We start from the raw sequence: 24295 nt of genomic DNA, 5'->3' as shown, positions 1-24295 counted from the left end.
AATTTTAAGATGCTAAACGCACATAATATTACAGTTTCTTTTTCAGGAGAAGACCTTTTTTCGGGTATAACTTTCAGATTAGATGCCGGTAACAGGGTCGGATTAGTCGGAAAAAATGGTGCTGGAAAATCTACGCTATTAAAGGTTATAGCTAAAGAGCAGGAAATTGATGGAGGTACCTTAGCTTTAGAGAAGAACATTCGAATTGGCTTTCTAAAACAAGATCTTGATTTTGAATTTGGAAAAACCGTTTTAGAAGAAGCATACGAGGCATTTGTAGAAATAAAAGAACTAGAGAAGAAGTTAGAAAAGATTAATGAACAACTAGCTGAACGTACAGATTATGAGTCTGATAGTTATAACCAGTTAATTATTGACCTTAATGATGTAACGCAACAGTATGAAATGCTTGGTGGCTATAATTATCAAGGAGAAACTGAAAAAATACTACAGGGTTTAGGCTTTAAACGTGGTGATTTCGATAAGCTAACAGATACATTTTCTGGAGGATGGCGCATGCGTATAGAATTAGCGAAGTTATTGCTTCAAAAAAATGATATTTTATTACTTGATGAGCCAACAAATCATTTAGATATCGAATCTATTATTTGGTTAGAAGGGTTTTTGAAGAATTACCCCGGAGCAATTATGTTGGTATCGCATGATAAAATGTTCTTAGATAATATAACAAATAGAACCATTGAGATTTCTTTAGGAAATATTTACGACTATAAATATCCGTATTCTAAATACTTAATTCAGCGAAAAGAGCTGATGGAAAAACAATTACAAGCTCAAAGAAATCAAGAGAAAGAAATTAAACAAACCGAACAACTTATTGAGAAGTTTCGCTATAAAGCAAGTAAAGCTGCTTTTGCTCAATCACTAATTAAAAAGCTTGACAAAGTAGAACGAATAGAAGTTGATGTTGAAGATAAGGCGGTTATGAGAGTTCGATTTCCGATGTCTATTAACCCAGGTAAAGTAGTTATAGAGGCTGAGAATGTTGGTAAAAATTATGGAGATAAAATAGTTTTAAGCAATGTAAATTTACTCATAGAACGTGGGCGTAAGATCGCTTTTGTAGGGCAAAATGGCCAAGGGAAGACAACATTGGCTAAAATGATTGTTGATGAGATTCCTTACTCAGGAAATTTAAAGCTGGGGCATAATGTTCAAATAGGATATTTTGCGCAGAATCAGGCAGAATACCTTGATGGAGATAAAACCATATTGCAAACTATGGAAGATGCTGCTAATGATACCAATCGTATTAAAGTAAGAGACATGTTAGGATCGTTTTTGTTTAGTGGAGACGATGTAGAGAAAAAGGTTAAGGTTTTGTCTGGAGGTGAACGTAACAGATTAGCTTTATGTAAAATGCTGTTGTCTCCTTTTAATGTGTTGGTGATGGATGAGCCAACGAACCATTTAGATATAGCTTCTAAGAATGTGCTAAAAGAGGCTTTGAATTATTTTGAAGGGACCTTAATTATTGTTTCTCATGATCGAGATTTTTTACAAGGTTTAACCAAAACAATATATGAGTTTAAAGATGGCCGAATCAAAGAATACTTAGGAGATATTGATTATTACTTAGAAGAGCATAATCTCGAGAATTTACGAGAGGTTGAAAAACGATCAAAAACTGTTGAGATAAAAAAATCTATTTCAGAAAATAAAAGAAGCTACCAGGAAGAAAAAGAACTAAAGAAATTGCAAAATAAACTTAGCAAGCTTGAAGCACAGATAGCAAGTTTAGAAAAAGAAATTAAAGAAATCGACGCACAATTAATGGATGCTGCTAAATACGAAGAGCTAACTTCTAATGAAAATTTCTTTGCCAACTATCAAGCTAAAAAAGATAAAGTTGAGGTTTTGATGGAAGAGTGGGAACAACTTCAAGAATAATCAATTTTTGATTTTCTCTAATAATTCTTTAGCCTTCTTATGATTATATAATGAACCTTCTATTATTTCATTTAAAACAATCTTCGATTCATTTATTTTTTTCATTTTAAGATATAATAGGGCTTTGTACCATTTACCTTTTGAAGCATCTAATAATTCACTTAAAATCAGTTCGTCATAAGTTTTTTGAGCTTCATCGAATTTTGATAATTCTGTTTGAGTTATACCTGTATAAATATAAATAGAAGAGTTGTTCTTTTTAGCTAGTAGCTCTTTTGAGAAAATTTTTAGTGCGCTGTCATAATCTTTATTCTCAAAAAATTGCTGCGCTATAACAAGTGAATCTTTCTCTTGTTGCCTTGAAACAAACGAAGGTAAATTATCAAGATCAATATATTTATCATATAGTTTGTCAAAATCTGAACTTTGATAAGTAATACTATAAATTGAAAGTAAAATTGCTATTGTTGCAACACTTGCATATAAATACCAATTCTTAAATTTCTTTGATTTTTTGTGGTAGGTGTCGCTAGCAGTTTTAATATTCCTTTTTAAATCTTTAATTTCTTTGCTTGCAATTGTAGAAGCATATTCTTTGAAATCTTTGGTGTTAATTCGATCAGTATAACTCCAAGAACCCGGATTTAAATTTTCAAATAGCTTTTTTTCAAAAGCAACTCGATTTTTAAAATCAGGATCTTCCTGCATCCTTTTATTAAAGAGCTCAAGCTCTTCTTTTGAAAGAACTCCTTTTATATATTTCTCAATATAAATATCTTCCTCCAGACTCATATTTCAATTAAAGATTTATATCGGCTGTCTTTTTTAATCAACTCTTTTAATTTTTCCTTACATTTAAAAACACGCTGCCGAGCAACAGTTGTAGATTTATAATTAAGCTTTATTGCCATTTCATCATAAGGTGTTTTTGCGAAAAAAAGCTCTAATACTTTTTTGCAATTCTTGGAGATTAAAGCTAAGTTATCGTTAAAAAGTTCCCATCTTTTTTGTTCCAATAAAGCAAGGGTCAAATCTTCTTCTTCGGTAATAAGTTCTTTAACTTCTGATTTTGTTAATACATTTTTTGATTTATTTAATTCTCGCCTCCATAGATTTTTACACACAGTAAATAAATATGCCTCAAAATTTGTTTTAATCTCAAATTTTTCTTTTTTGTATCTTACTGCCAACTGTAATAAAGCCTTTTGAAAAATATCTTCAGCATCTTCTTTTTGTCCTTTATTTTGAAGTATAAACTTCATTATGGTTGGAAAGTTTTTTTCATATATTAAATAAATTTCTTCCGGATTACCTTCTATCAATATATTTAAGTATCGCGAATTGTTCTTCATCAAACAAATAAATAAAGGCAAAAATAAAATTTATATATTTATTGGGTAACAAAATGAAATTTTCTTAACAGTGTTATGAAATTAATTTAAAAATTACAGTATGAAGAAAATCAACATTTTAATAATTAGCCTGGTATTAATTTTAGTAGGCTGTGAAAGAGATAATTCATTAGATATTATTGATCATCAACCGATTAATGATTTAAACCCTAAAGTTGATTCGGCAATGGAGGTTTTAGTAACCTATACATTTGAGCCTCATGTGACACCCGCAGCTAGGCTTTCTTTTATTTTGGGATATAGACAGCATATGGCTCAGTACTATACAATATATTCAATCGAGACCCAACCAAGAACTTGCCTTTATAAAGAATTTGAAATTTGGACTGTGCATGATGAAGAATATAATAGCGCTAACCCTACACCTTTCGGAACCGGAACAGGTGGAGCTAATGCAACAGGTGACCCTGATTTTGATCCAGAATTACTTGAAGATATTACAAATGAATGTGTAGATGACCTTCCAGAGTTTGAATTTAATTAAGATAAAAGAAACGCCAAGAGTCTAATTCAACTTAATTTATAATCTATGATGAAAAGACATATTTTTAGTGCGCTCACCAAACTAAAAATATGTTTTTTTCTGTGCCTTCCACTTATAGTTTCCAGTCAAGAAAATTCTCAAACTTATTTATCTATAATTAATGACGAAGAGCTATTAAGTTCTGTTAAACAGAATAGAGTTGACAGCTTATTTATTAAGTATGAATTACAGGGTAAATTTTCTCAACTTGCTTATGACTCTTATGATTATATGGTCTGGCTTTATAGAGGCGGATTCACTGATAAAGCAATTGAGTCGGGCAAAAAATGTATAGAAACGATCCCTAGGTTGCATGCATTTGATAGCCTTAAGCATAAAAAAGTATATAATAATGTTGGGTTTTTTTATCAAAAAAAAGGCGATTATTATAATGCTTTCAAATTCTATAAAAAATTAACATCTATCGGTAAAGTAGATAGTTATACACAAAAAGCCTATCGACTAGCCGGAAGAAACCTTATGTACATTGGTGATTTTTATGGAGCGGCTGAATATTTCGATAAATCAGTAGAAATTGCGAACAAAGTTGGTGATATTAAATGGGTTGTGGTTAATAGTATTGATGCCGGAATAAATTATAAAGAAATAGGAACGACTAATAGTTTCCAAAAAGGCATTCAAATTATGGAAGAAGCTAAAAGCTTGATTGATCTTTCTCAAGATGGTTTGAATAAGCAAAATTCGGCTACGATTCCGTTACCGGTTTATTTCAGCTTTTATGAAAATCTTGCCAACCTTTATAATGATAGAGACGACTATAATTTTACTAAAAGCAAAATTTATTACGATAAAGCGTTAAACATTGCTTTAGAGTTAAAAGATTCTACTTCGCTATCACATGTCTATAATAGTATAGGCTTCCTTTACACTCACCAAGCTCGTCATGAGGCGTTGAATTATTTAGACCTTTCACTTTCTTATAAACCTGGCAAAAAATTAACTTCAATTGTCTTTGCAAACAAAGGTTTATATTACTTTAAACACAATAAATATGAAGAATCGCTTAAAAATATACAATTAGCAATAAATGAATTAGCTCCGATTAAAATTAATGATTTAACAGCTTTACCTGATAGCACCAGCTTGATAAGTAACCAGTACAAATATGAGTTATTAGAGAACCTAATCAATAAGTCTGAAGTTTGGCTAAATAAGTATAATAGAGATACTAATAAAAAAGATAATTTAATGAATGCTTTAAAAACATTAAGACTTTCAGATTATCTAGTTGACCTCATAAGGTTTGAGAGCAATGATAACAAGTCAAAGTTACATTGGCGTAAAATAGCTTCTAAAATATATACTTTGGCAGTTGAAGCATGTTTTTATTTAAATGATATTGATGAAGCATTTTATTTTATGGAAAAAAACAAGTCCATATTGCTACTTGAAGATGTTTCGCTAAGAAAGAAACGTTATCAGACAATAATTCCGTATGAGATTAGTAATCGAGAGCTTTATTTAAAGAAGCAAATACAAGATCACTCAAAAGAGATAAATAAACTTAAAAATAAATCCTCGGATGATTCTTTGTTTGGTGCAAAACAGGCTTACATAGCTTTTGTTGATTCTTTGCCAGAAAAATACCAGAGCTATTATAAATTAAACAGCTCTCTGCAGCCAATAAATTTAAAGGAAGCTCAGAGTTTATTAAAAGGTAACGAAGTATATTTAGAGTATATTTTAGGTAACAGATCGGGGTACGGAATCTTAATCGATAAAAATGATAAGTTTTTCTTTGAAATTAAAAATTACCCTCAGCTATTAGAAAAATCTCATCAGTATAGAAAACTTTTAGAAGAACCTATTTATGAAACTCATAAATTGAATGAATTAAATAATGTCGGTTTTTCTCTATATAATAATCTGTTTCCAACGGATTTAAGAAAAAAATTAATAAATAAAAAACTTACAATAATTCCCGATGGTTACTTGCAAAACATGCCATTTGAGGCATTAATGACTACCGAAAGAAAAGGTGATTATTTAGTAAAACTGAATGAGATTAGCTATGCTTATTCTGTTACTTTTCTCGCCAAGAATAAAGAGTTGAGAAGAGAAAATGAGAATGACTATTTAGCCTTTGCACCTATTAACTTTGCAAAAGAATTAGTGAGTTTACCAAATAGCGAAAACGAAGTTAATTACAGTAGTTCTTTGTTTTCATCTTCTACCTTTTTGTTGGATAAGGCCTCCATTGAAAATTTTAAGTCGAATTCAGAAGGGTATAGTATTGTACACTTGGCAACACATTCAAGTGTTAATGAAGATGGAGAGGCATGGATAACATTTAATGATGGAGATTTAACACTACCTGAATTGTATCTTACAAAAAATACTGCTGACCTTGTTGTTCTAAGCTCCTGTAAGACTTCTATCGGAAAATTACAAGAGGGAGAGGGGGTTATGAGTCTAGCCCGTGGATTTTTTAATTCAGGTGCTAAAAGTGTGCTGTCAACATTATGGGATGCGAATGATAAAGCAAGTTTTGAAATAATAGCAGATTTTTATCGAAATATTAAAAAGGGGCACACTAAATCTAAAGCTTTACATTTAGCCAAGTTGAATTATATTACTACACATCAATTAAGTGAGCAATCGCCATACTACTGGTCTAATTATGTACTTATTGGCGATGCTGATACAATATCTATAAAGAGTAAAAACAAGCATTATTTATGGTTGCTCTTTACTTTTTTCTTTTTGTTAATCAGTTGTTTAGTGTTTTTTAATAGAAAAAAATAATTTATTCGGGTAACAGATTCAAATTTTTGGAACATTAGGGAAATGTAAAAAATTATTGATTTGAAAAATCCCTTAGTCTTCCTCCTTCAAAAATTATTAGCCACAAATAAAATTAAAATTGATACTGAAGAGTTATCACTCCAAATTCAAAGCCACCCATCTTACCCAAGTTTACATTCAATAACTGGAGTTCTTGACCATTTTAATATTGAAAACATAGCTTTAAAAGTACCTGTTAATAAGGAAACTTTATATCACTTACCTACTAATTTTATAACACATATAAATTCAGAAAACACTAAAGAGTTTGTACTCGTAACTCAAAGAGAAAAAGATATTCAGTTATTGTATGGTAATAAAAAGAAAGACAAAATTAATGTAGAAGAATTCTTAAAAATTTGGAATGGAATTATCATTGTTTTAGAAAATGAAAATTTAGAGAATGAGAATAAAGAAATGAATACTGGAATCAGTGTTAAAATGTTCTTCGCTGTAACTGGTATATTAGGGTTGGGTATTTTTTTCTTTTCAAAACCTACTTTATTTGAATCTTTACATTTTATTTTTTCTTTAATAGGTGTAATAATCAGTTTTTTAATTATAAGCCATGAATTTGGGTTCCAATTAAATGCTATAGATAAACTCTGTTCAGCTACAGAGGCCACGAGTTGTAATAAAGTATTAAACTCAAAAGGAGCAATTGTATTTGGTCAATTTAAATTGAGTGACCTAAGTTTAATCTATTTCGCTGGGCTCATAATAACTTGGATCATATCTGCTAGTATTTCTGCAAGTAATGCACTATTGATTTTATTAACATTGGCAGCAATACCCATAGCAGTTTATTCAATTTACTATCAATATAAGGTTGTAAAAAAATGGTGTCCGTTATGTTTGGCTATAGTCGGTATATTATGGTTGCAGTTTTGTTCTTTATTCTTCTTAAGCAATAAATTAGCAGATTTAAAATTTGACTTTACAAGCAGCATTATACTTTTTTTCGGCTTTATTCTAACGGCTTCCTTTTGGAGTTTTATAAAACCGCTACTTGAAAAACAACAAGAATTAAAAAAACATAAGATTGAGTATTATAAATTTAAAAGAGACTTTAAGCTGTTTAACGCTCTTTATAGTAGTAATAAATTTATTGATACAGGTATTCATATTAATGGGGAAATTGTTCTAGGAAATAGAGGGGCTCCTATAAATATTGTTCTAGTTACAAACCCTTCATGTTTTTATTGCAAAGCTGCACATTTAGATATGGAAAAACTTCTTAAAAATAAAGATATAAGGATTACCATTCGATTTAATGTGCCAGAGCATAAGAATAATATCTCTAATAAAGTCGCATCTAGATTATTAGAGATATATGCCAAAGAATCCAAACAAAAATGCTTGGTTGCTCTGCACGAAGCCTATAAGAAAGATGTTGACCTTAATAAGTGGTTAATCAATTTTGGAGAAACTAAAAATAACGATTCAGAAAGCTTACTAAGCGCATCTAAAGAATGGTGTATTAAGAATAATGTCAATTTCACGCCGGCTTTTTATGTAAATGGTAGGGAATACCCAAAAACTTATGAAAGAACAGATTTGTCATTATTTGTAGATGAACTGATAGAAGAAATTAATCCCAGAGCTAATAACGAAAAAAAGACTTTAATAACCGCCTAAAATAAAAGCTAGAGCCTTTCTATAAAAAAAAAGAAAAGCCTAGCCTGAACAATATCTTCTCGCGAAAGATAGACTGAAACCTTGGCGGTCTTAAAATGTTCAAGGCTAATATAATTTAAATATTTAGATATGAAAAAATTAGCAAGTTTAAAAGGTGTAAAGGCTTTAACAAAATCACAACAAAAAAAAATTTTCGGAGGTGAGGATGAGTTGGATTTAAATGGAAACCCAGTTGGAGGTGGAAATTGTGTTATATGTTCTACTAATTCTGACTGCCCTTCTGGTGTTTGTGTACATTGGGGAGGTGATTGCTCTGGCCCTTGTGGCTGTGGTTGGTACTGTTTATAGCATTATAACAAACCTAAAACCGAATATATAGTAAAATTATTGATAGAAAATCATCGAAATATATATTCGGTTTTTATTCTCATTAAAATATGCTTTATAAAATTAAACAAGTAGTATTAACGGCAGTTTATTTTGTTCTCTATTCTTGTGTCGGAGAAACTAGTTCTAATTTTTCAATTAAAGGAAAAATTACTGGTGATATTCCAACATATATATATTTAAATTATGGAAGCTTTAGAGATAGTTCCATGGTTAAAAAAGGTAAGTTTTATTTCACTGGAAAAGTTGAATACCCAATTCAATCGCGCCTAACTATTAAGCCTATATCTACTATTGAAACTCCGTTTTATATAGAAAACAATGATATTGAAATTAATATATCAGTTAAAAAAAATAATTACAAAGACCGTTTAATTAGTTTTATTAAGGTTGATTCAATTATGGGTTCAGAAACTGCGCGGATACAGTATGATTTTGAAAAGTTTAAAAATGAAAACATAGTAAAAAAAGATTGGGATGAAAGACTATTTAAAAAATTAGAACTAATAATATTGGAGAACCCTTCAAATCAATATTCTGGCGACTTACTTGCTGAGATTTCTAAAACTTTTTTACTTAGTTCAGATAAGATAGAAATATTATATAATCAATTGGACACTTTGACCCTAAACAAGTTTAGTAAAAATGTCATTAAAAAAAGAATTGATTTTAAATTCGATTTGTCCATTGGTTCACAAATTCTTGACTTCAGTTTACCAAATGAAAAAGGTAATTTCATCAATACATTAGATTATAGGGGGAAAATTGTACTTATTAATTTTTGGGCTTCTTGGTGTATGCCATGTAGACAAGAACATTCTGATTTATTAAAACTATACGACCTTAATAAAGAAAAAAAGTTTGAAATTTTAGGCGTTTCAATTGATGCTAGTATAGAGAAGTGGTTAAATACTATAAAACAAGATAGATTAACGTGGGAAAATGTTATTGATCAAAGAGGGGTTAATAGTGATATCTTGGTAAAATATGGGGCTGCGAAATCAGTCCCTCAAAAATTTCTAATTAACGGAAACGGCCAAATAATTGCTAAAAATATTTCAACTTCTGAATTGGAATCATTTCTCAGCGTGAATCTGAATTAACGATTTTTTATTATTCGCGAAAGATAGACCGAAACCTTGGCGGTCTTAAAATGTTCAAGGCTAATATAATTTAAATATTTATTATGAAAAAATTAGCAAATTTAAAAGGCGTAAAGGCTTTAACAAAATCACAACAAAAAGAAATTTTTGGAGGTGAAGGACTTGATACTATTGACGGCGGTCCTGGAAGTAGTTGTCTTGTATTATGTAATAGTGGAAGTATGTATGCCGTCCCCAATTGTGATGACGCTCCTGATGGCGCTTGTCATACTACGGGGTGGTCTATATGCACTTGTTAATTAATAAGATTTAGGGTGCTCATGCACCCTAATATTATAGTAATTGAGTACGAGATTTGTTTAATTTTTTATTGTTTTTTCAATAGTTTTTCTCAAAAAATCGCGATTTGAACTAATAAACTGCAAAGAAATTGATTTCAGAAAATAGTTGTTGTAGGGACTTCTGATGATACTTTTGCACACAGATATAAATCATACAAGTAAAGATTTATTTTCTGTTTAAATAGATTCTATACTTAAGAAGTGATTATTTGATATAGGGATATTTCGTAACTCGTCTAAGTTTAGTCAAAGTTTTATCTCTAGGTGATATCATTTCGCTCGAGATTAAAATTAAACAGATAAAATTAATTTAAAAAGATAATTCCTAAATCTTTTCTAACGATATAATATCATTTGAAAAAATTCCCTCATTACAAACAAGCTGAATCTAAAGATTGTGGCCCCACATGCGTTAAAATTATTGCCAAGCATTATGGTAAGATAATAAATACTCAATCGTTACGAAACCTCTCTGAGACTACACGAGAGGGTAGCAGTTTGTTGGGCTTAAGCGAGGCCGCAGAGAATTTAGGTTTTCATACTATAGGTGTAAAAATAAACTTTAAGAAATTACAGGAAGCATCATTACCGTGCATCGTGCATTGGAATAAAAACCATTTTGTAGTGGTGTATAAAATTAAAAATGATGCCATTTTTGTTTCTGACCCCGCTCATGGTTTATTAAAGTATACACAAAAGCAATTTTTAAAACATTGGATTGGTAATAATTCTGATGAAAGCACCGAAGAAGGTATAGTATTGCTAATAGAACCAACCCCCAAATTTTATACAGATAGTTTAGAATTTGAGCAACCAGAATTCAATTTTAAATTCATATCTAAATACCTTTTTAAGTATAAAAAATTTATTGTTCAGTTAGCTATTGGTTTATTGGCTGGCAGCCTATTACAATTGATAGTTCCTTTTTTAACCCAGAGTATTGTAGATGTAGGCATTCAGAATAGAGATATACATTTTGTTTATCTCATATTATTTGCGCAGCTATTTTTATTTTTTGGAAAAACCGCAATTGAAGTAATAAGAGGATGGATATTATTGCATTTAAGTACAAGGATAAATATTTCATTGATTTCTGATTTTTTCATCAAATTAATGAACCTTCCTATTTCGTTTTTTGATAGTAAAATGACAGGTGATTTACTGCAAAGAATTAATGATCATAGAAGAATAGAAAGAATCTTAACCACGTCATCATTAAATGTATTATTCTCTATGGTAAACATCATAATTTTTGGTTTTGTATTGGCATATTATAGTTTACAAATTTTAGGAGTTTTTCTATTTGGCAGTGCTTTATATTTTGGTTGGGTTTTATTCTTTTTTAAACGTAGAAAAGACCTTGATTATATGCGATTTTCTGAGGTGAGCCAAGAACAAAGTAAAGTGATTGAGCTCATTAATGGCATGCAAGAGATTAAATTGCATAACGCTGAGAGACAAATGAGGTGGAATTGGGAATTTGTTCAAGCACGTTTATTTAAAGTAAGTATTAAAAGTCTTGCATTAGAACAAACACAATCTGTAGGATCTTCATTTATAAATGAACTCAAGAATATTCTAATTACGGTCTTATCAGCTAAATTAGTTATTGAAGGAAGTATAACTTTAGGTATGATGATGGCTATATCTTATATAGTTGGTCAGTTAAATTCTCCCATATTTCAATTGATTAGTTTCTTAAGAGATGCACAAGACGCGAAAATATCCTTAGATCGTTTAGGCGAAATCCACAATAAAGAAGACGAAGAAAAAGTTGGTGAGCAAAAAGTTACTAACGTACCAGAACATGTAGATTTTGAAATCAATAACATTTCCTTTAGGTATACCGGAGCGCTAGAACCTGTTATAAAAGATTTAGATTTAACAATACCCGTAAATAAGGTAACAGCTATTGTCGGCGTAAGTGGTAGTGGTAAAACTACATTAATGAAGTTGCTATTGAAATTTTATGAATTAGACAGAGGTGAAATTAAAATTGGGAGCCATAACCTTAGTGCTATTTCTCAAAAAGTTTGGAGAAAACATTGTGGAGTGGTGATGCAAGAAGGCTATATTTTTAATGATACAATTGCTAAAAATATTGCCGTGGGCGAAGATTTTGTAGATCAAAAAAAATTATTACATGCGGTAAACGTGGCGAATATAAAACCATATATAGATGAACTCCCATTGGGATTTAATACTAAAATAGGCCTAGAAGGTATTGGGCTAAGTACCGGGCAAAAACAACGATTGCTAATTGCCAGAGCCGTATATAAAGACCCTAAATTTTTATTTTTTGATGAAGCAACATCAGCTTTAGATGCGAATAACGAAAAAGTGATTATGGAAAACTTGAATGAATTTTTTACTAATAAGACTGTAGTCATAATTGCTCATAGACTAAGTACCGTTAAGAATGCACATCAAATAGTAGTTTTAGATAAAGGGAAAATTGTAGAAAAAGGAAATCATAAAGAATTAACTATGTTAAAAGGAGAATATTATAACCTCGTAAAAAATCAATTAGAATTAGGAAACTAAATGCCAGAAACACCTGAAAATATACAAATACGTAGCGAAGAAGTACAAGAAATATTAAGTTTTGTGCCTAGCTGGATGATTAGATGGGGTAACACATTGTTTTTTGGTTTAATATTAGGCTTATTACTTATCTCATGGTTTGTAAAATATCCAGATATTATTGTTTCAGAAGTTTTAATTACGACTTCAATACCGCCAGAAAAAATATATGCTAACAGAGGTGGACAGCTTGACGCAATATTAGTAGAGGATAATCAAAAAGTTGCGGAAGATAAAATTTTAGCTATTGTAGAAAATTCGTCGAATAATGAAGATGTTACTTTTCTAAAAAATATAGTAGATACATTAAAAATTGATTATCAAAATTTTCATTTCCCAATTGAAAATCTCCCAACTCTTTTTTTAGGAGATATTGAGTCTGATTTTGCTTTGTTTGAACGAAGCTATTCAGAATATGTATTAAACAAAGAACTTAAACCACTTGAAAATGAATACTTGGCCAATCAACTTTCTTTAGTTGAAGCAAACAATCGTTTAAATACTTTGATAGGACAGCAACACATAAATAAAAGAGAATTAGAACTCAAGCGGAAAGATCAAGAAAGATATAAGGCTTTGTATGAAAAAGGAATTATCGCTACCCAAGAATATGATCAAAAACAATTAGATTTTCTGCAGGCACAACGTTCATATAAAAATAACTCTTCCTCTATTTCTCAATTGAGAGATGCAATAAACAATTCTCGAAAAAACTTAAGAAGTACAGAAATAAAAAGAGTACAAGATGATACGAAGCTCATAAAAAATGTTATTCAATCATACAATCAACTAAAAAAGAGTTTAAAAAATTGGGAGTTAAGTTACGTTTTAAAATCTTCTATAGAAGGTAAAGTCTCTTTTTTAACTTTCTGGAATGAAAATCAAACCGTGAAACAAGGTGATCTAGTTTTTACGGTTGTTCCAACCAAAAGTAGTGAGTTTGTTGGGAAAATTTCGGCACCAGCTCGAAATTCAGGAAAAATTAAAAAAGGGCAAAATGTAAATGTCAAATTACTCAATTATTCTTTTGAAGAATTCGGTATGATTGAAGGTGTAGTTAAAAATATTTCCTTATTACCCGATGCTAAAGGTAATTATTTAATAGATGTAGAATTACCAAAAAATTTAATTACAACCTATAATAGGGAAATAGATTTCAAGCAAGAAATGGTGGGAAGCGCAGAAATAATAACTGAAGACCTTAGGTTAATAGAGCGTTTTTTCTATCAGTTAAGAAATATATTTAATAAATAAAATATCAATCGCGAAAGATAGACTGAATCCTAAACAGTCTTTAAACGTTTTGGGCTAATTTAATTTTTTTAATATGAAAAATTTGGCAAACTTTAAAGGAGTAAGAGTTCTTGAAAAGAGAGAACAAAAAAATGTTTATGGAGGAACATGGGGCACAGACACCATAGGAGATGGTACAGGAGGCCCTTCGTGTAATTCTTCATGTAGTAGTGATGTGGATTGCGGAACTATATGTGGGACTTGTGTTGTATATGGTTTCCCTAATGGTGATGCTAGTTGGGGAATATGTGAAGACGTTTAAGTTCTTTATGATAAAGTGAAATTAAAAGAGAACGAGATTCAACAAGTATAACTCTAATGATGAATGTAACTATGCTAAGACTTTATATTCAATCTCATTAATTAGTAAGTTCAATTTTTTAATTATCAAAAGAAAACCCCAAAATAAACAAGAGCTTATTTTGGGGCTTTCAAATCAAACAGAAAATATAAACGTTGCCTATTCGGCACTTGGTGGATAATTGGCCATTATTTCTGTGACGAATTCATTAATTCGCTCTTCTTTCTTTTCAATATTTTTAGCCGAACGCAAAGCACCGGTACCAACACCTTGCCATGCTAATTCTTTCTTTTTTGCATCTATAAGATCAATAAATAAAGTGCCCTCGGTTGATTTTGTAACCGTTTGGTAAGAATTAGGACCAAAACCTAAGCCCCATGGTCCATTCCATAAAGCCCATCTTCCATAATACCAAGGGTACCATCCATAATAGCGATTGTTATTATATACATCAATCTTTTGACGCGATTTGGTGAAGATATTTACTAATACATCAGGATTGCTAGATTTTGTTAAACCTTTAGCTTCTAATTCTTTCTCAATAGCTTTTAAGATTCTGCGCTTATCAAGATCTGAGATATCTACTTTATCTATTCCTTTTTTATAAAAAGCAAAGGTTTTGTAGTTGTTAAAGTTGGTTTCTTTATCGTAATCAGACGCAACTTTTACAGAAGTACATGAAGTGGCTATAAATAGCGCAAATAAGGGTAATAACTTTACAAATTTCATATGCCAAGCAATAAATTATTAATATTAATCTTTCAATAAATAATCCTTAAGGATAGTACTCAAATACTTTATCCAATAAGATGTTTTTATCAACGTTCGAAATCATAACATTTTAAACGTTTATCAGCTACAAATTACAATCAAGAATCATGCCGAGATTTATAGTTTTTGATTTGTCAGGTTTGCGCGTTTGTCTTCTTATCATACCCGTAGGGGCAATGCTTGCAGCCACTTTCGCAACAATAACCTCTTTTTAAATGATACTTTTCAGTAAACACCTTATAACCTTGCTCAGAATAGTAAAAATCATCTGGTTCTAATTTGGGCATTTTGTTATACATTCATTACAAAATTAAGGTGGTAAAATTACACAATTATACGTTAATAATACTGTTGATTTTTTAATGCTTGGCTATAACTAATGAAAGAACTGTTTCATTACATTTGTATTCAAATGGAGTATAAGTCTTTAAATATTTTTAGTGAATAGCAGTAATCAATCAGTAACGTTTCAAGGTTATTCTTTTACATTTAAACGTGAAGATATGCTACACTCCATTATATCTGGTAACAAGTTTAGAAAATTAAAATATAATCTATTAGAGGCAAAGAAACAGCAAAAAAATACATTGCTTTCTTTTGGAGGTGCATATTCTAATCATATTGCTGCCGTGGCTGGTGCCGGAAAGGAGTATAAGTTTAAAACTATCGGTATTATTCGCGGACAAGAGCTAAGAGATGAGATTGTTAATAATCCAACTTTGAAATTCGCGCAAAAATGCGGTATGCAATTTGAATTTATAAGTAGAGAAAAGTATCGCAAAAAGAAGGAAAGTTCCTTTGTTAAAGAATTACAGCTAAAATTTGGAGATTTTTATTTGCTTCCTGAAGGAGGAACAAATCAGCTTGCGATTAAAGGATGTGAAGAAATACTTACGACCAATGACCACAGTTTTGATTATATCTGTGTCCCGGTAGGAACCGGAGGAACAATAGCGGGGATTATTAATTCGGCAACAACGCAAAAAATTTTAGGTTTTTCTGCTTTAAAAGGTAATTTTATAATTGATGAAGTAAAAAAATTAACAACCAACCACAAGAATTGGCAACTTATTACTGAATATCATTTTGGTGGTTATGGTAAAATAAATGATGAACTTATTACGTTTATCAATGAGTTTAAGCAACAAACAGGGGTGCCTTTAGATCCTATTTATACAGGAAAAATGGTATTTGGAGTTGTAGATATGATTAGAAAAAGTAATATTAAAAAAGATAGTGATATATTAATAATTCATACTGGTGGTTTACAGGGAATTGAAGGTGTGAATAAAAAACTTAAAAGGCAAAATAGACCCTTATTGGCGTGATGAAAAACTTAATTTTAATACTCATACTTTTTTCTTTATTATTGAGCTGTGGCTCAAAAAAAACAATAATCAGTTCTAAAAAACAACCAAATAGGGTAGTTACCAGTACAACCAAGCCTAAAAAACAACCCGTTTTAGAAGATAAAGTTTTTGTAGAGAAAATAGAACGTGCAGATGATCTGGTTCACGACCTTAAAAGACGTAAACCCAAACTACATAAGAGTACATTAGCATATATTGAAGAATACAATGATATTGCAATAGCCGAAATGCATAAATATCAAATTCCGGCCAGTGTTACTTTGGCACAGGGAATTTTAGAATCTAATAGTGGTCGTAGTAGATTAACGGTTAAAGGAAATAATCATTTTGGGGTAAAATGCCATAAAAGTTGGAAAGGAAAGCGTATTTATCACGATGATGATGCAAGACAAGAATGCTTTAGAAAGTATAACAATCCACTTTCGTCGTTTAGAGATCACTCATTATTTTTATATGAACGTAAACGTTATGCAGCATTATTTGATCTAAAATTAACTAATTATAAAGGCTGGGCGAAAGGATTAAAAAAGGCGGGTTACGCCACTGATCCTAAATACCCTAAAAAATTAATAACACTAATTGAGCTTTATGAACTTTATAAGTTTGATGATTTCTATGATAAATATGCTGGGGGAGTTACTAAGGTAAAAAAGAAAGCTCCAGAAAAACCTGGAACCTTTATAGTAGTTAAAAAAGGAGATACTTTGTATTCTATTGCAAGAAATTATAATCTTACCGTTGATCGACTAAAATGGTTAAATGGTTTAAAGAGTAATGATCTTTCAATTGGTCAAAAGATATATATAGAATTATAGAAAAAAGCGGCTACTGCCGCTTTTTTTACCTTCTATCTTGAATTCTATCTCGTCGCAACCTTCTTTTTTTCATTTTGCGCTTGGCCATTCTTCTTTTAGCCTTATGAGCTCTATGCTTTCTGGTTTTTTTCCAAGTTTCAAACTGCTTTTCATTTAAGATCTGTTTCATTTCAGTTTGATGCGCTAACTGCTTATCTAATCTACTTTTCTTTAATTCAAATAGCTGATCACTAGATAATTGTTTTCGTTCAGATCTAAGAGTTTTCAACTCTTCTATTTTTTGCTTGCGCTCAACAGCTTTGCGTTTATTAATCTCATAAATTTGTTTCTGTTGTCTTTCAGAAAGATCAAGATCTAGGGTCATTTTTTTTGTCTGCAATTCTGCTATTTGCTCGGCGGTGAAGTTAGGACGTTTACGTCGCTGTTGATTTTCTTGCTCTTGTGCATATGCACCTAGTGTAAACAATGCCATAAGAGCAAAACTTATTAATTTTTTCATACTATACGTTTTAGTGATTTATAATTTCTTAACCACCACTTTGACTTCCTTAATTCAGTAAGGTTTAATGGCTAAAACTACTTTAACAATGTTTTAACTTAGTTTGCAGGTTTTTTAATCCAACTATTTGAGTTCTTTCGGTTGGAATAATCAATCATGTTGTTAGGATAATTTAACCAATCTATGTGCCGTATGATTTTACCCTTTTGATTAAAAATTAATATTGTGGTAAACTGCATCGCTTCAAATGTATTGTCTTTCCATTTTATAGGGGTGAAATAACCTTTAGTAACAACCTTATTGCCTTCAATAATTTGTTCTTCTATTACTAAAGCTGCTGATTCAGTTCTTGATAAATCTTGATTTCTCCAATCAAAAAAACTTTTAAATGAATCTATACCAATAATCTTATCGCCATTTATCATATCTTCTAAGACAATTGAATCATCATAAAAGCTTAAAAATTTATCATAATCTTTTTGATCAATATAAGTACTATAATACTCACTTACAATTTGACGTATATTTAATTGGCTATCCCGATTTTCTTTACAGGATAAAACCATAACCATTAGGGCGAAAAGTGAGGTTAAATATTTAGTCATTTATTGTCGATTATTGATAGTAGCAATAACATCAATATCTTTAAATTTTCGAGAAATTTCGAAATAGTCAATTGGTACCCTAGGTTTTTGTTCTTCTAAACTCCCATTAACAAAAGAACGCTGAAGAATATCTTCTACTAAAAAATCTAAGGCTTCCTCTTCAGGATGATATTCATTCTTTAGAGAGAGTTTGAACATATTGGCGGTGGTGTTATACCAAAAAGCTTTCCAGCCACTTCGATACTCTTTTACAAGGTCAAATGCAGTAAGACCTGTTTGCCTGTGAATTAACTTTATGAGTATTCTACCTTCAGTACGTGTCATTTTTTTAAGCTTATTGGTAAACTCACCTTCCATATATTTTTGCATCTTTTTCGTATGACGTTTTCGTTTACGTTTTGAACGAATTTTTGAGAGCTGGTCATTTAGTTTCACCAATCTTTCAGCTGCCAACTTTGCATACGGATAAGCCTTATGAACCTTTCTCCAATACCAATAATAATAACGTTTTTCTTTCGTAGAATCGAACTTAAGTTTACTTAAGACTACAACTTCATCTAATGAAATAATAGCTGAATCTCCTTTAATAATAATAAGATCATCGACAATAGTATCTTTCTTTACCTCTTGCGCCGTAAGACCAAGTGTAAAAATCACAAATACATATATTAAAATCTGCTTCATTTTTTCTTTAATATGTGTTTTCCAAATACCATTCCAAAAGTATAATATTTATTAGACCCTAGGTAAACATTAACGTTTATTTAGCTAATAAATTAGTACATTCGTGTACTAAATTTTTAACAATGGCTAAAAAGAGTATTCTTAATAAAAAATCATTAACTTTTTTAGAAAAATATTTAAATAATGCCTCACCAACCGGATATGAATGGGATGGGCAAAAATTATGGATGAATTACCTAAAACCCTATGTAGATGAATTTATTACTGATACCTATGGAACAGCAGTGGGAGTTATCAACCCTGAAGCTGAATATAAGGTAGTAATTGAAGGGCATGCCGATGAAATTTCATGGTATGTGAACTATATTTCAGATAATGGATTGATTTATGTGGTTAGAAATGGAGGATCGGATCATCAAATTGCTCCTAGTAAAATAGTAAATATCCATACAAAAAAGGGAATTGTTAAAGGCGTGTTTGGTTGGCCCGCCATTCACACTAGAAGTAGAGCAAAAGAAGTACCACCTAAACCTGATAATATTTTTATTGATGTAGGGTGTAAAAAGAAAGAAGAAGTAGAAAAATTGGGTGTTCATGTCGGCTGTGTGATAACATACCCTGATGAGTTCCATATTTTAAACAAAGATAATTTTGTGTGTAGAGCATTAGACAACAGAATGGGCGGTTTTATGATCGCAGAAGTTGCACGTTTGCTTCATGAAAATAAAAAGAAATTACCTTTTGGGCTCTATATAGTAAATGCCGTACAAGAGGAAATAGGCTTACGCGGTGCGCAAATGATAGCAGAACGTATTCAGCCGAATGCCGCAATAGTTACAGATGTAACTCATGATACAACCACACCAATGATTGATAAAAAGAAGCAAGGTCATTGTGAAACTGGTAAAGGCCCTGTAATAGCATACGCACCTGCCGTTCAACAAAAATTACGTGATTTAATTACCGAGACCGCAGAATCAAAAAAGATTCCGTTTCAACGAGCAGCATTATCGCGAGCTACAGGAACAGATACCGACGCTTTTGCGTATAGCGGAAGCGGTGTAGCTTCGGCATTAATATCTTTACCATTAAGATATATGCATACTACCGTAGAAATGGTGCATAAAGAAGATGTAGAGAACGTGATAAAGCTCATTTATGAATCGTTATTAAATATAAAAGAAGGAGAAACTTTTAGTTACTTCTAAAAATTAAAAGCCTCATTTTTTGAGGCTTCATTTTTTCTATGAAACTACTTTTACTTGCTGTAGCTCCTGCATTTATCATAATGTTTTATGTTTATATAAAAGATAAGCACGAAAAGGAACCTAAGAAATTATTACTTACCAATTTTTTACTTGGCGCTATTGTAAGTATAATTGTTACTACCATATTGTATTTTATATTTCAATCTATTTTCCCTCCATTTAAAGCAGAAAGCATTTTGCAGCAATTCATAAAAGCCTTTTTTATGGTTGGTTTAATTGAAGAATTTAGTAAATACATTATTGTACGTTATTATGCACAACCTAAGGAAGCGTTCAATGAGCCTTTTGATGGAATTGTATATGCAGTAATGGTTTCAATGGGATTCGCAGTTACTGAGAATATATTCTATGTTATTGAAGGTGGAATAGAAACTGCTGTTTTAAGGGCTTTTACTGCTGTACCTGCACACGCTACTTTTGGAGTGCTTATGGGATATTTCATGGGCAAAGCAAAATTTTCTAATAATAGAATTACCTTAAATCTAACAGGTTTACTCCTTGCTATTATTTTTCACGGAGCGTATGATTTCTTTTTGTTTATACCCTTTGTTCCAGGTATATGGACAGGAGCATTTGTTTCATTAATAATTGGAATCTTCTTATCAAGAAGAGCAATAAAACTACATCAAGACAATTCTCAATTTAATTCTTAAGTAGCATATTTTCCTTTATAAATTCGCTTGGAGTTTGGTTGGTGAATTTTTTAAATGCCCTATAAAAACTAGTTTTATTACTAAAACCACATTCCAAACCAATGGCTTGGATTGATAGTTTTTTTAAAGCTCCATTTAACAGCATTTTTTTAGCTTCTGTAATGCGAAGCTCATTAATAAAATCGTAAAAATTAGTACCCATGTCTTCATTTAAAACCTGCGAGATATGATGTGAAGGTGTATTTATTGATGCAGCTAGATCATTTATTTTTAATTTAGGACTTAAAAATAATTTATCCTTTATAACACTAGACTCTAAATTCTTTCGTATAATTTTTACTTGATTTTTTGCTAATGGTGATGTTTTATATTTTCCCAAAGTTAATGGTAATAAAACCTTAATATCTACAATCCAATAACCCAGTAATAAAATGGTAATCGCCAGTAAACTGGCTAATACAATTTCTGATATAATGGCTGAAGTACCTTGTATAATAAAGCCGGTTTGCAATACCATATAAATGATCGATAATGCCATAAGTACTTTGGTAATTCTTTTTAATAAAATACTATTTTGCCTGTTGTTCTTATATAAATATTTGAGTGAAATAATGGTATAAAAGAATAGCAATAACATATACAGATTAGCATTGAGCCAATTTAGAAATGAAAAACTTGCTCCCGGCACATGCGAATAATAATATTCGACTAGTCCTTTTTTAAAAGACAATGGTTTTAAATAAAAATACACCTGATACCCAATCATAATTATAAAAGGCATTAGATGAAAAGAGTCTGTTTTTTTTAATCTAAAACGAGAGTTGTTAAAACTTTTAATAAAGAAATAATACGCAGGTCCAATTAAGAATAATGTAGGAAAGCTTACACCTAATAAATGAGGATACTTTCTTATAAACTGTGTTGTGAATAATAAAAAAGTATCTAAATGCAATATTAGAAAGAATAAAACAGCTGCTAAATAGAATCTTGAGACTTTTAATGAATAGCTTTTTAGTAATATTAATATTATAAATGCACCTATTAAGATGGTGCCTCCTAATAAAAAAGTAAGTATAAACGACGAAGTTCCTAAGCTATCCATTTTTATATCTTGCGAAGATAGTAAGCCTTTATTAAATGAAATTCCATTTACCTCTAACGACTTAATAAAATAAGTTTCATTTAATAGAGCGTGCCTTATTATGCTAAAAAAGCCTTCCTTTAATAGTTAATTTCGAGTCAAAATCTTAAAAATGGCACGAAAAATTTTTAAATGGATATCATTGCTTTTAATCGCAATAATAGTTCTTACACTTTTATATGCCTTTATCCAATATCCTAAAGCTAAAGGAACACAGCACTTTATGGTCGATCGAATTATCTATGCTCCAAAACATAAAGTTTGGGATATAATATCTGATGTTGGAAATTATCATAAAGTTACTTCAGAAGGAATTCATAATGTTCAAATTATTTCGGGAGAAGGCCTAGGTTTAAAACGAATTTGCTCAGATCCTAATGGGAATAGCTGGGAGGAAACTTGTACAATTTGGGAGCCAGGAAAACAATTTGAATTTGAGGTAAATACCCAAAAAGAGGATTACCCTTTACCATTCAAATCACTTTCTGGTATTTGGAGGATAGATTCGATAACTCAAAATAAGACAAAATTAACGCTTGACTTCAGTTATGAATTTAAAAATGCTTTTGTTGCTGGTTTATTCTTAAGTAAAGCGCAAGAACAGGCAAAAAATGATACCAACCATTTATTAGATAATTGGCAACGAATGGCGGAAGATGTATTATTTAATTTAAACTTAGAAAAATGATAAGAATATTAATAATTAGCATGATTTTTATTACAAATCAATTGGTTGCACAAGAAGTACCTCGATGGTTCCAAGAAAATATGGAGCAATCAATAGGAGTATGGGTAACCAGCAATAAAAATTATCAAACCGAAAACGAATCTTTCGAATCGTATGGGATGGATTGGAATTGGGGCATCGGTAATAAATCAATCGTAGGAGAGTTATATGGGCTTTCTAAAGGCAAAAAGGTAGGGCCTTTTTGGCAATTCAGGCAATATTGGGATTTTAATAAAAATAAAGGAATGTTTGTTCAATATGCACCAAATGGAACTATAGGTCAAGGTTCTTTAAAGGTTTTAGATGATGAAACAATAGAACTCGTTCAAATTTTTACTGCGCCAAATGGAAAACAATCTAAGCATGGACATCGATCAATTTTAACCGGAGATACATCTATTTCTACCTCTTACTCCATTAATAAATCGGGAGAATGGAAAAAGAATAGATCCTATACTTGGCATAAACATAAAGCTGCAAATGACCTTGGTGAATTTTCAATTTCATTGACTGTTAAAGATATTAAGCTTTCTAAAGAGTTTTATGAAAGATTAGGATTTACTAGGGTAGCTGGAAATATTGACCAAAACTGGCTTATTTTAAAGAATGGAACTACCAAGATTGGCCTATTTGAAGGTATGTTTCCTAAAAATACATTAACGTTTAATCCTGTTAATGCAAGAAAAATTTATATGCATAGCATTAATGGGAAAATAGAAACATTAATGGCAACGGGTATGGACAAAGAATCCGGTAAAGCATCATTTATGATTACCGATCCAGATGGTAATCCCATTTTAATTGATCAGCATCAATGATCAACTGAGCCTGCGAAGCACTTTTTCAATACGCTTTCGCTTGCTCTCTTTTTCTACATCTTTTAAGCGTAGCTGAAGTGCATTGATAAATAGTTCTGCATGCTTTTCATCAATAACCGGTAATATTCTTTCAGCATACATCGGTAATTGGTTTGTTGGGCTTATTAATAGTCGCTCTTCAAGTAATTTTAGCATTTCATTTTTATACTTTCTAGATTTAGCTAGGTTGATCAAGATGTTAATCATTTGATCACGAGTAATCACTGAGCCTTTATCCGCAGCCTTAAGCACTGAAGGTAAATTATCAAAAATAATGGTCGGTTTCACCTTGCTTATAGAATTTAAGGCTGTCATGGCTCCCCACTGTAATCGATTATTTTTATGCTTTAATAATTGTAAAAAGCTAGTGAGGTGAGAAGATATAAGTTCTGGTTGTAGTTCTCCTACTTCATATAATACTTTTATGCAATCTTTTTGAACCAATTTGTCTTTACTTGATAAATTTTCAACCAGTAATTTAATGGCCTGTTTGTCTGCTTTTTCAACAATAAGTTTTGCCAATTCTATATTGGGTTGCTCATCTTTTCTATTGAGAGCAGAGGCTATATTATTAAGAACGTTCAACTTTTGCATTATTTAAATCACCT

25 protein-coding genes are annotated in these 24295 nt (G+C 30.9%); 16 read left to right on the top strand and 9 right to left on the bottom strand.

Features of this window, described 5'->3' with window-relative positions:
* Window positions 1-9: 9 nt before the first annotated feature.
* Window positions 10-1911, top strand: coding sequence for an ABC-F family ATP-binding cassette domain-containing protein (locus AC1EUU_RS07880; protein WP_480200870.1), 1902 nt, complete (start codon window positions 10-12; stop codon window positions 1909-1911).
* Here AC1EUU_RS07880 and AC1EUU_RS07875 read toward each other — a convergent pair whose 3' ends face one another.
* Both AC1EUU_RS07875 and AC1EUU_RS07870 read right to left on the bottom strand, forming a co-directional pair.
* Complete coding sequence (locus AC1EUU_RS07875) at window positions 1912-2703, bottom strand: tetratricopeptide repeat protein (RefSeq protein WP_480200869.1); 792 nt, start codon at window positions 2701-2703, stop codon at window positions 1912-1914.
* A complete protein-coding gene (locus tag AC1EUU_RS07870; RefSeq protein WP_480200868.1) occupies window positions 2700-3233 on the bottom strand; it encodes an RNA polymerase sigma factor in 534 nt (177 codons plus the stop codon). Before AC1EUU_RS07870 ends, AC1EUU_RS07875 begins: the two co-directional genes overlap by 4 nt.
* Before the next feature lie 130 nt (window positions 3234-3363).
* Between AC1EUU_RS07870 and AC1EUU_RS07865 the strand changes: the two genes are divergently transcribed.
* The 9 genes from AC1EUU_RS07865 (at window position 3364) to AC1EUU_RS07825 (ending at window position 14258) form a co-directional block, all read left to right on the top strand.
* On the top strand, window positions 3364-3807 hold the full coding sequence (locus AC1EUU_RS07865; protein WP_480200867.1) for a hypothetical protein: 444 nt from the start codon (window positions 3364-3366) through the stop codon (window positions 3805-3807).
* A 45-nt stretch (window positions 3808-3852) separates the two neighbouring features.
* Window positions 3853-6612 carry a CHAT domain-containing protein gene (locus AC1EUU_RS07860; protein WP_480200866.1) on the top strand — a complete coding sequence of 920 codons (2760 nt, stop codon included), beginning with the start codon at window positions 3853-3855 and terminating at the stop codon, window positions 6610-6612.
* A gap of 60 nt (window positions 6613-6672) precedes the next feature.
* On the top strand, window positions 6673-8289 hold the full coding sequence (locus AC1EUU_RS07855) for a vitamin K epoxide reductase family protein (protein ID WP_480200865.1): 1617 nt from the start codon (window positions 6673-6675) through the stop codon (window positions 8287-8289).
* 129 nt (window positions 8290-8418) lie between these two features.
* Complete coding sequence (locus AC1EUU_RS07850) at window positions 8419-8637, top strand: hypothetical protein (protein WP_480200864.1); 219 nt, start codon at window positions 8419-8421, stop codon at window positions 8635-8637.
* 89 nt (window positions 8638-8726) lie between these two features.
* Entirely contained in the window at window positions 8727-9779 is a 1053-nt protein-coding gene (locus AC1EUU_RS07845; protein ID WP_480200863.1) for a redoxin domain-containing protein, read from the top strand.
* A gap of 83 nt (window positions 9780-9862) precedes the next feature.
* A complete protein-coding gene (locus tag AC1EUU_RS07840) occupies window positions 9863-10078 on the top strand; it encodes a hypothetical protein (protein ID WP_480200862.1) in 216 nt (71 codons plus the stop codon).
* 396 nt (window positions 10079-10474) lie between these two features.
* Window positions 10475-12664, top strand: coding sequence for a peptidase domain-containing ABC transporter (locus AC1EUU_RS07835; protein WP_480200861.1), 2190 nt, complete (start codon window positions 10475-10477; stop codon window positions 12662-12664).
* A complete protein-coding gene (locus tag AC1EUU_RS07830) occupies window positions 12665-13957 on the top strand; it encodes an HlyD family secretion protein (RefSeq protein WP_480200860.1) in 1293 nt (430 codons plus the stop codon).
* Between the two features lie 73 nt (window positions 13958-14030).
* A complete protein-coding gene (locus tag AC1EUU_RS07825; RefSeq protein ID WP_480200859.1) occupies window positions 14031-14258 on the top strand; it encodes a hypothetical protein in 228 nt (75 codons plus the stop codon).
* A 198-nt stretch (window positions 14259-14456) separates the two neighbouring features.
* Here the strand turns inward: AC1EUU_RS07825 and AC1EUU_RS07820 are convergent, their stop codons facing one another.
* Window positions 14457-15026: a DUF4136 domain-containing protein gene (locus AC1EUU_RS07820; protein WP_480200858.1), complete on the bottom strand. Its 570-nt coding sequence runs from the start codon at window positions 15024-15026 to the stop codon at window positions 14457-14459.
* Between the two features lie 176 nt (window positions 15027-15202).
* Complete coding sequence (locus AC1EUU_RS07815) at window positions 15203-15355, bottom strand: C1orf53 family protein (protein ID WP_480200857.1); 153 nt, start codon at window positions 15353-15355, stop codon at window positions 15203-15205.
* A gap of 153 nt (window positions 15356-15508) precedes the next feature.
* On the opposite strand from AC1EUU_RS07815, the gene AC1EUU_RS07810 reads away from it, so the two are divergent.
* Window positions 15509-16396 (top strand): 1-aminocyclopropane-1-carboxylate deaminase/D-cysteine desulfhydrase, encoded by an 888-nt coding sequence (locus AC1EUU_RS07810; RefSeq protein ID WP_480200856.1) that lies wholly within the window; start codon window positions 15509-15511, stop codon window positions 16394-16396.
* Window positions 16396-17253 carry a glucosaminidase domain-containing protein gene (locus AC1EUU_RS07805; RefSeq protein ID WP_480200855.1) on the top strand — a complete coding sequence of 286 codons (858 nt, stop codon included), beginning with the start codon at window positions 16396-16398 and terminating at the stop codon, window positions 17251-17253. The genes AC1EUU_RS07810 and AC1EUU_RS07805 overlap by 1 nt, the downstream gene beginning before the upstream one ends.
* A 25-nt stretch (window positions 17254-17278) precedes the next feature.
* Here the strand turns inward: AC1EUU_RS07805 and AC1EUU_RS07800 are convergent, their stop codons facing one another.
* From AC1EUU_RS07800 to AC1EUU_RS07790, 3 genes are all read right to left on the bottom strand, one after another.
* The gene (locus AC1EUU_RS07800) at window positions 17279-17752 is read right to left on the bottom strand and encodes a hypothetical protein (RefSeq protein ID WP_480200854.1); all 474 of its coding nucleotides are present in this window, start codon (window positions 17750-17752) and stop codon (window positions 17279-17281) included.
* 98 nt (window positions 17753-17850) lie between these two features.
* The gene (locus AC1EUU_RS07795) at window positions 17851-18357 is read right to left on the bottom strand and encodes a nuclear transport factor 2 family protein (RefSeq protein WP_480200853.1); all 507 of its coding nucleotides are present in this window, start codon (window positions 18355-18357) and stop codon (window positions 17851-17853) included.
* Window positions 18358-19041, bottom strand: coding sequence for a DUF4294 domain-containing protein (locus AC1EUU_RS07790; RefSeq protein ID WP_480200852.1), 684 nt, complete (start codon window positions 19039-19041; stop codon window positions 18358-18360). It abuts the gene before it with no gap.
* A 122-nt stretch (window positions 19042-19163) separates the two neighbouring features.
* Here AC1EUU_RS07790 and AC1EUU_RS07785 point away from each other — a divergent pair, with 122 nt between their 5' ends.
* Together AC1EUU_RS07785 and AC1EUU_RS07780 are read left to right on the top strand one after the other, a co-directional pair.
* Window positions 19164-20249: a M42 family metallopeptidase gene (locus AC1EUU_RS07785; RefSeq protein WP_480200851.1), complete on the top strand. Its 1086-nt coding sequence runs from the start codon at window positions 19164-19166 to the stop codon at window positions 20247-20249.
* Between the two features lie 38 nt (window positions 20250-20287).
* Window positions 20288-20962: a PrsW family intramembrane metalloprotease gene (locus AC1EUU_RS07780; RefSeq protein WP_480200850.1), complete on the top strand. Its 675-nt coding sequence runs from the start codon at window positions 20288-20290 to the stop codon at window positions 20960-20962.
* Here the strand turns inward: AC1EUU_RS07780 and AC1EUU_RS07775 are convergent.
* Complete coding sequence (locus AC1EUU_RS07775) at window positions 20952-22064, bottom strand: helix-turn-helix domain-containing protein (RefSeq protein WP_480200849.1); 1113 nt, start codon at window positions 22062-22064, stop codon at window positions 20952-20954. The genes AC1EUU_RS07780 and AC1EUU_RS07775 overlap by 11 nt on opposite strands.
* A 151-nt stretch (window positions 22065-22215) precedes the next feature.
* On the opposite strand from AC1EUU_RS07775, the gene AC1EUU_RS07770 reads away from it, so the two are divergent.
* Window positions 22216-22791, top strand: coding sequence for a type II toxin-antitoxin system RatA family toxin (locus AC1EUU_RS07770; RefSeq protein WP_480200848.1), 576 nt, complete (start codon window positions 22216-22218; stop codon window positions 22789-22791).
* Window positions 22788-23648, top strand: a complete 861-nt coding sequence (locus AC1EUU_RS07765) for a hypothetical protein (RefSeq protein ID WP_480200847.1) — start codon at window positions 22788-22790, stop codon at window positions 23646-23648. The genes AC1EUU_RS07770 and AC1EUU_RS07765 overlap by 4 nt, the downstream gene beginning before the upstream one ends.
* On the opposite strand, the gene AC1EUU_RS07760 is transcribed toward AC1EUU_RS07765, so the two are convergent.
* Complete coding sequence (locus tag AC1EUU_RS07760; protein ID WP_480200846.1) at window positions 23649-24281, bottom strand: HEAT repeat domain-containing protein; 633 nt, start codon at window positions 24279-24281, stop codon at window positions 23649-23651.
* Window positions 24282-24295 lie beyond the last annotated feature (14 nt).

The sequence above is a fragment of the Maritimimonas sp. 2205BS37-2 genome (assembly GCF_056591755.1).
This window is presented reverse-complemented; position numbering and strand designations above follow the sequence as displayed.

Coding starts and splice junctions, on each gene's coding strand:
- AC1EUU_RS07880 (WP_480200870.1), top strand. CDS start 10: ATGCTAAACGCACATAATATTACAGTTTCTTTTTCAGGAGAAGACCTT.
- AC1EUU_RS07875 (WP_480200869.1), bottom strand. CDS start 2,703: ATGAGTCTGGAGGAAGATATTTATATTGAGAAATATATAAAAGGAGTT.
- AC1EUU_RS07865 (WP_480200867.1), top strand. CDS start 3,364: ATGAAGAAAATCAACATTTTAATAATTAGCCTGGTATTAATTTTAGTA.
- AC1EUU_RS07860 (WP_480200866.1), top strand. CDS start 3,853: ATGATGAAAAGACATATTTTTAGTGCGCTCACCAAACTAAAAATATGT.
- AC1EUU_RS07850 (WP_480200864.1), top strand. CDS start 8,419: ATGAAAAAATTAGCAAGTTTAAAAGGTGTAAAGGCTTTAACAAAATCA.
- AC1EUU_RS07845 (WP_480200863.1), top strand. CDS start 8,727: ATGCTTTATAAAATTAAACAAGTAGTATTAACGGCAGTTTATTTTGTT.
- AC1EUU_RS07840 (WP_480200862.1), top strand. CDS start 9,863: ATGAAAAAATTAGCAAATTTAAAAGGCGTAAAGGCTTTAACAAAATCA.
- AC1EUU_RS07830 (WP_480200860.1), top strand. CDS start 12,665: ATGCCAGAAACACCTGAAAATATACAAATACGTAGCGAAGAAGTACAA.
- AC1EUU_RS07825 (WP_480200859.1), top strand. CDS start 14,031: ATGAAAAATTTGGCAAACTTTAAAGGAGTAAGAGTTCTTGAAAAGAGA.
- AC1EUU_RS07820 (WP_480200858.1), bottom strand. CDS start 15,026: ATGAAATTTGTAAAGTTATTACCCTTATTTGCGCTATTTATAGCCACT.
- AC1EUU_RS07815 (WP_480200857.1), bottom strand. CDS start 15,355: ATGCCCAAATTAGAACCAGATGATTTTTACTATTCTGAGCAAGGTTAT.
- AC1EUU_RS07805 (WP_480200855.1), top strand. CDS start 16,396: ATGAAAAACTTAATTTTAATACTCATACTTTTTTCTTTATTATTGAGC.
- AC1EUU_RS07800 (WP_480200854.1), bottom strand. CDS start 17,752: ATGAAAAAATTAATAAGTTTTGCTCTTATGGCATTGTTTACACTAGGT.
- AC1EUU_RS07795 (WP_480200853.1), bottom strand. CDS start 18,357: ATGACTAAATATTTAACCTCACTTTTCGCCCTAATGGTTATGGTTTTA.
- AC1EUU_RS07790 (WP_480200852.1), bottom strand. CDS start 19,041: ATGAAGCAGATTTTAATATATGTATTTGTGATTTTTACACTTGGTCTT.
- AC1EUU_RS07785 (WP_480200851.1), top strand. CDS start 19,164: ATGGCTAAAAAGAGTATTCTTAATAAAAAATCATTAACTTTTTTAGAA.
- AC1EUU_RS07780 (WP_480200850.1), top strand. CDS start 20,288: ATGAAACTACTTTTACTTGCTGTAGCTCCTGCATTTATCATAATGTTT.
- AC1EUU_RS07775 (WP_480200849.1), bottom strand. CDS start 22,064: ATGGATAGCTTAGGAACTTCGTCGTTTATACTTACTTTTTTATTAGGA.
- AC1EUU_RS07770 (WP_480200848.1), top strand. CDS start 22,216: ATGGCACGAAAAATTTTTAAATGGATATCATTGCTTTTAATCGCAATA.
- AC1EUU_RS07765 (WP_480200847.1), top strand. CDS start 22,788: ATGATAAGAATATTAATAATTAGCATGATTTTTATTACAAATCAATTG.
- AC1EUU_RS07760 (WP_480200846.1), bottom strand. CDS start 24,281: ATGCAAAAGTTGAACGTTCTTAATAATATAGCCTCTGCTCTCAATAGA.